Annotated in this window: 6 protein-coding genes; 2 read left to right on the top strand and 4 right to left on the bottom strand. The window is 74.6% G+C overall.

Features of this window, described 5'->3' with window-relative positions:
* Positions 1-788: pyridoxamine 5'-phosphate oxidase family protein (locus tag ACFV5N_RS10440; protein ID WP_385596823.1), on the bottom strand; the 788-nt coding region annotated here is incomplete at its 3' end.
* A gap of 33 nt (positions 789-821) precedes the next feature.
* Complete coding sequence (locus ACFV5N_RS10445; protein WP_385596826.1) at positions 822-2,192, bottom strand: globin domain-containing protein; 1,371 nt, start codon at positions 2,190-2,192, stop codon at positions 822-824.
* Positions 2,193-2,248: 56 nt separating this feature from the next.
* On the opposite strand from ACFV5N_RS10445, the gene ACFV5N_RS10450 reads away from it, so the two are divergent.
* A complete protein-coding gene (locus ACFV5N_RS10450; protein WP_385596829.1) occupies positions 2,249-2,713 on the top strand; it encodes a GNAT family N-acetyltransferase in 465 nt (154 codons plus the stop codon).
* A 31-nt stretch (positions 2,714-2,744) separates the two neighbouring features.
* Here the strand turns inward: ACFV5N_RS10450 and ACFV5N_RS10455 are convergent, their stop codons facing one another.
* On the bottom strand, positions 2,745-4,118 hold the full coding sequence (locus ACFV5N_RS10455; protein WP_385596831.1) for a serine hydrolase domain-containing protein: 1,374 nt from the start codon (positions 4,116-4,118) through the stop codon (positions 2,745-2,747).
* Between the two features lie 83 nt (positions 4,119-4,201).
* Here ACFV5N_RS10455 and ACFV5N_RS10460 point away from each other — a divergent pair, with 83 nt between their 5' ends.
* A complete protein-coding gene (locus tag ACFV5N_RS10460) occupies positions 4,202-5,068 on the top strand; it encodes a GNAT family N-acetyltransferase (protein ID WP_385596834.1) in 867 nt (288 codons plus the stop codon).
* On the opposite strand, the gene ACFV5N_RS10465 is transcribed toward ACFV5N_RS10460, so the two are convergent.
* Positions 5,028-5,739, bottom strand: a 712-nt coding sequence (locus ACFV5N_RS10465; RefSeq protein WP_385596836.1) for an MFS transporter, incomplete at its 5' end; no start/stop codon positions are given. The two genes, ACFV5N_RS10460 and ACFV5N_RS10465, sit on opposite strands and share 41 nt — an antisense overlap.

Raw genomic sequence — 5,739 nt, forward strand, 5'->3', positions numbered from 1 at the left:
GCGAGCGGCGGTACGGGCGGCGGTACGGGAGCCGCCTGCGGCAGCGCGGCGGGCGGGACCGGCGGAGCCGGAACCGGCGGCGCGGCCGGGGGCTGGGCCGGGGCCGCACCGGGACCCGTCCCCGTACCCGCCCCCGTACCACGGGTGCCCGGCTCTCCGCGCGCCTCGCGCGCCTGCCGGGCCGCACCGAAGAAGTCGCCGCCCTTGCGCCGGTAGTCGTCGCTGCCCCACGCCCGCGCCGTGCGCTTGGGTGCCTTCACCAGATGCGGGATGTGCTTGGCGCAGTGGATGTACGCCTCCTCCACCTCGACCCGTACCCACAGCTCGGCGCGCCGTCCCGGGGCGGTGTCCCGGGGGAGTTCCGGGTGCAGGGCGCGCAGTTCGGCGTCCGGGACGATCCGGGCCCGGCCGTTGATGTGCAGCCCGATCCGCGCCCGGTCGAAGTCCATCAGCAGCATCCCGGCGTGCGGGTTCTCCGTGATGTTGCCCATCGAGGCGTGCACGCCGTTGCCCCGGTACTCGGGGTAGGCCACCGACCGGTGGTCCAGGACATGGATGAAGCCGGGCGGCCCGGCCCGGAAACTGCTGTCGCACTCGCCGTTGCGGTCGGCGGTGGCCAGGAAGAACATCTCCGCCCTGGCCACGAACTCCCGCATCCGCTCGTTGAGGTGGTCGAGCAGTTGCTCCTCGTAGAAGCGGTCGGCCCGGTGCTCGCTGCCGAACCGCCGCTGCAGTTCGTGCTCGCCGTCGCTGCCGGGCAGACGGGCGCTGTCATCCCCGTTGTTCATTCTCAGACCTTGCGTCGTGCCGTGCTCGGTGCCTCACTGGTGCGCGGTCAGTCCCGCGGCGGTCAACGTACCCGTGAAGTCGTGTCGTATCCGGCGTTCTTCGATCCCCGCCGAGACCAGCGCGGCCACGCTGTGCCGGATCATCTGCGGCGGCCCGGACAGATAGCCGTCGAACTCGGGCCACGGCCCGTACTCCCGCACCGCCTCCGGCAGCTGTCCCGCGAAGCCGCGCGTGGCGTACTGCGCGACCACCGGGCGCACCGACAACCAGTCGTAGCGGCGCTCCAGTTCCAGGAACGAGTCCAGGTCGTACAGGTCGGAGTCCCGGTTGGCGCCGAAGAACACCTCCATCCGCCGTCGTCTGCCGCGCTCCGCGACGTCCTCCACCAGCGCCTTGATCGGCGCGATCCCGGTGGAACCGCCCACGCACAGCAGCCCGCTGTCGGAGGTGTGGTCGATGGTCATCGCCCCCTCCGGCGGCCCGAGCCGCACCACGTCCCCGAGCCGCGCGCGGTGCACCAGCGCCCGGGAGACCCAGCCGGCCGGCACCGCCTTCACATGGAAGGTCAGCAGCCCGTCCGGGCGCGGCGAGCAGGCGAAGGAGTACTGCCGCCACTCGCGCGGCCACCACGGCGTCTCCATGCTGGCGTACTGGCCGGCGCGGTACGGGTAGGGCTGGTCGGGGCGGACGGTCACCACCGCGACATCGGCGGTGCGCGGCTCGTGGCGCACGATCTCCGCGTGCCACCAGGCGGGGGAGCGCAGTTCGTCGTCGGCGGCGGCGTCGATCATGATCTGGGAGATCGCGGTGTACGCGCGCACCCACGCGCCCTCGGCCTCCGGGCCCCAGGTGCGCGGCGCGAACCGCTCCAGCGCGGTCATCAGGCACTCGCCGACGGCCGGGTAGTGGGTGGAGCGGGTGCCGTACTTGCGGTGGCCGCGCCCCAGTTGCATGAGGTACTCGGTGAGCGAGACGGTGTCGTCGATGTGCCGGGCCGCGGTCAGCAGCGCGCCGAAGAGCCGGTCGCGCTGGGCGTCCATGGCCGGGGGGAACATCTCCCGCAGATAGGGATGGTTCACGAACAGCAGCGCGTAGAAGAACGACGTGGCCTCGTCGGCCACCGGCTCGATCTCCGCCAGCGTGCGCCGGATCAGCACGGCATCGGGTGACGGCGGGCGCCCTTGCGGAACGCCCGTACGAGCGGCGCCGTCGTCGGCCGGTATCGCGGTCATGTGCTCTGCCTCGCCTCGATCAACTCCCGGTGGGACAGCGTGCCAGCGCGCGCACCGGGGCCGGGTGGTCAGCCGGATATTCCGGCCTGAGAGCCCCCGAACCTCATACACTGAGCGGCTGGCCGTCGCCCAGCAGGCGAGACCGACCCTACCGTTACCCGGACGAGACACAACCCCCTTCCTGTGCCGCGATGGCCGGTCCGCACGCGTTTTCTAGACTCGGTGGCATGAGCATCACCATGAGATACGCGACGAGCGCGGACATACCGGAGATCGTCGCGATGCTGGCCGACGACCCGCTGGGCGCGGCGCGCGAGAGCACCGGGGACCCGAAGCCGTACCTGGCGGCCTTCGAGCGGATCGCCGCCGATCCGCACCAGCATCTGATGGTGGCGGTGCTGCCCGAGGAGCCGGGCACGGTGGTGGGCACCCTCCAGCTGTCGGTGATCCACGGGCTGTCCCGGCGCGGGGCGTCGCGGGCGCTGATCGAGGCGGTGCGGGTGCACGCGGCGCAGCGCGGGGCCGGGCTGGGCGGCGCGATGATCCGCTGGGCGGTGGCCGAGGCACGGCGCCAGGGGTGTGCCGTCGTGCAGCTCACCTCCGACGCCACGCGCGTGGACGCCCACCGGTTCTACGAGCGGCTCGGCTTCGAGGCCAGCCACCTGGGCTTCAAGATGATGCTGGACGGCTGACCGGCGGCGGCGTACGACGCCCGCCGCCCGGTCACCGTCCCGTCCAGCCGGCCGGGTCGGTGCCGCCGGGGGTGGGGGCGTCCGGGTCGTAGGGGATCCGGGTGAAGACGAAGGTGCCCAGGTCGAGATGGGGCGCCGGCCCCTCGGGAACGGTGTGCAGGATCTCACCGGCGTAGTAGCCCTCCAGGCCGCGCCAGCGCCGCTCGTCCCCCGGCACCGGGCGGAAACGGGAGCCGCGGCCCGCGCCACCGGCCGGGGTGAGGACGAGGGTGCGGTCGGCGAGCAGCCGCAGCGTGTACGCGCCGGTGCCCCAGTACCAGGTGCCGGTGAGCGCCACCAGCCACGGCTCGGCGTCCGCCGCCGGCATCGGCCGCCACGGCGCGGGCTCGGTGGGTTCGCGGTCGGCGACCTCCGCCAGCAGGTCCGCGGCGAGCGTTCCGGTGGGCACCCCGGAGGTGGCGTTGGCGAACGCGACGGCCGCCAGCCGGTCGGCGTGGCTCGTCCACAGCGCGGCGGTGAAGCCCGGCATCGAGCCGGTGTGCCCGGTCAGCACCCGGCCGGCGCCGCGGACGATCTGCAGGCCGAGCCCGTAGCCGGACTCCCCTCCCGGGTCCGCCGGTGCGACGGCCGGGGTACGCATCTCGGCGAGGGTGTCCGCGCCGAGGACGGCGTCGTCCCCGGCGAGCAGGAACCGGGCGAAGGCCGCCAGATCGGCGGCCGTCGACCACAGCTGCCCGGCCGGCGCCATCCGGCCGGTGTCGGTGAGCGGTTCCGGCTGGAGCACGTCGGCGTGCGGGTGGACCGCCCAGCCGGGCGCGTACGGGGGCTGCGGCAGCGCGGTGGTCCGGGACATGCCCAGCGGCTGGAGGATCTCCGCGTGCAGCACCTCCGTCCATGGCGCGCCGCGCAGCCGCTCGACCAGCGCGCCGAGCAGGGCGTAGCCGGGGTTGGAGTAGTGGTGGCCGCGGCCTGCCGGGTGCTTCTGCGGGTCGGGGCCGAAGAGGTCCGCGAGTTCGGGGCGCAGGGTCCCCTCGGTCCGCTCCCACCAGGGGCCGCGTGCCTCGGCGGCCAGACCGGCGGAGTGGGAGAGCAGTTGGGCGATCGTGGCGTCGCCGCCGTACGGGGCGCCGGGGAGGTGGGTGGCCAGCCGGTCGCCGAGGTCGAGCAGTCCGGCGTCGCGCAGCCGCAGGACGAGCACGGCGGTGAAGGTCTTGGTGATCGAGCCGATGCGGTACTGCCGGTCCTCGCCCGGCGGGTACGCGCCGTGGGCGCCGGTCCACACCAGGGCGCCGTCCCGGACGACGGCCGCGGCCACGGCCGGCGCCCGGCCGGTGGCCTGGGCGGTCGCGGTGCGGTGGCGCAGGGCGCGCCGGGTCTCGGGCAGAAGGGACTGATCGTCGGTCATGGCGCCACCCTGCCACCGCCGGGGCGGTGCGGTGCGGGAAAACGGGTGGCCGCTGCCACCGGGCCGCAACGATCCTGGGGGGCGTGCCCATCTCTGCGCTGACGCTGCCCATCCGCCGGCTGACGCCCGCGGATCTGCCGACGGCGCTGGATCTGTCCGCCGACCGCGCCTGGTCCCGGGAGGAGCACAAGTGGCGGCTGCTGCTGAGCGCGGGCACGGGGTACGGAATCGACGCCCCGCCCGACGACCCGGCAGGCGGCCTGATCGGTGCCTTCGTGCTGACGTCCTTCCCGGGGTACGGCTGCGTCGGCATGGTGCTGGTGGCCCGGCGTCATGAACGGCGCGGGCTGGGCGGACGGCTGATGCGGCACGCGATCGCCGAGGCGGGGGACCGGGTGCTGTTCCTGTACGCCACGGACAACGGGCGCCCGCTGTACGAACGGCTGGGCTTCCGGGCCGTCGGGGCGGTCACCACCCTGCGCGGCGAGTTCGTACCCGGCGGGACCACCGGGCCGGAGGTGCGGGTGCGGCCGGCCGGCGCCGCAGATCTGCCGGGCATCCTGGCCCTCGATCTGCCGGTGGCCGGCATGGACAGGACCCCTCTGCTGGCCCGGCTGCCCGCCTTCGCGGACGTGCTGGCGGTGGCGCACGGCCCGGACGGCCGGCTCACCGGGTACGGGGCGGCCTGGCCGAACCCCGGCACGACGGTGATCGGACCGCTGATCGCCGAGGACCCCGCCACGGCCCGGGCTCTGATCAGCTTCCTGGGCGTGCGGTCCGCCGCGCCCTTGCGGTTCGACGTGGACGACCGGCACCCGGACCTCGCCCGGTGGCTGCGCGACCGGGGCCTGTCCGGCGATCTGCGCTCCACGCTGATGGTGCGCGGAGCCGCCGCACTGCCGGGCGACATCAGCCGCCGCTTCGCACCGTACTCGGTGGCGCTGGGCTGACGCCCCGCCCGACGGCGGTGTCGCCGGGGGTCGCGGGTCCGTCGGGGCGTCCGTCCCGCGTGGGACGCGCGGGCCTGTCCCGGCGCTCCAGCACGGTCGCGGCGACCGCCAGGGCGAGTGCGGCCAGGGCCATGGCGGCGCCGACCGCGTTGGGGGAGGTCGGGCCGAGTCCGGCGCCGAGGGCCACCCCGCCCAGCCAGGCGGCCAGCGCGTTGCCGAGGTTGAAGGCCCCGATATTGACGGCGGAGGCGAGCGTCGGGGCCTGCGCGGCATGGTCGAGGACGCGCTTCTGGAGCGGTGCCACGGTGGCGAACCCGAATCCGCCGATCAGCGGCAGCAGGACGGCGGCACCCGCCTTGTGGTGGGCGGCGACGGTGAACAGCGCCAGCAGGACGGCCAGACCGCCGAGCGAGACGTACAGCATCGGCATCAGCGCGCGGTCGGCGTACCGGCCGCCCGCCAGGTTGCCGATGAGCATGCCGAGGCCGAACAGCACCAGCAGCCAGGTCACGGCTCCCGGCGCGTATCCGGCGGCGTCGGTCATCATCGGCGCCAGGTAGGTGACGGCGGCGAAGACCCCGCCGAAACCGAGGACGGTCATGGCCATGGCCAGCAGCACCTGGGCGTTGCGGAAGGCGGCGAGCTCTCCGCGCAGCCCGCCCGTCCGGGGC

The sequence above is a fragment of the Streptomyces sp. NPDC059853 genome, assembly GCF_042731495.1.
Classification (GTDB): domain Bacteria; phylum Actinomycetota; class Actinomycetes; order Streptomycetales; family Streptomycetaceae; genus Streptomyces.